Annotated in this window: 1 protein-coding gene; it reads left to right on the forward strand. The window is 58.7% G+C overall.

From position 1 onward, the window contains the following. The coding region (locus V7728_RS20420; protein WP_335371390.1) for an SDR family NAD(P)-dependent oxidoreductase at nt 1-550 on the forward strand (550 nt) is incomplete at both ends.

Consider the following 550-nt stretch of genomic DNA (forward strand, 5'->3'; position numbering starts at 1 on the left):
CGATCCGGACGAGTCAGCCTCGGCGCTTCTTGCCAAGCTGAAAGAAAACCGGGCGCATCCTGAACAAGCGGAAATCCGTTATGAAGACGGCAAACGTCTCGTCAGAAACTGGCGTCATCTGCCGGCCCCTCAAAGCGGCGCCGTTCCGTGGAAAGACGAAGGGGTCTACCTCTTCACTGGGGGAGCGGGCGGCATCGGACTGATTTTCGCTGAAGAAATAGCCTCCCGCGTCAAAAACGCCGTCCTCGTATTAACGGGAAGGGCGGAAGTGCTTGATGAAGAGCGCTCCGCCCGCTTACGGCGCTTGGCAGCGACGGGCGCCCGCGTATTGTATCAACCGGTAGACGTGACAGACAGGGCGGCGGTCATCGCCCTCGTCCGCGGCATACAGGAGGAGCACGGAACACTCGACGGGATCATTCACGGCGCCGGCGTGATCGCTGACAATTACATTCTGAACCAGACAGAAAACGAACGGAAGACCGTCATGGCGCCGAAGGTGAAAGGGCTTATCAATCTTGATGAAGCAGCGAAAGATGTGCGGCTGGAC

Origin of the sequence: Bacillus sp. JHAA (assembly GCF_036961585.1) — a bacterium.
Classification (GTDB): Bacteria; Bacillota; Bacilli; order Bacillales; family Bacillaceae; genus Bacillus; species Bacillus velezensis.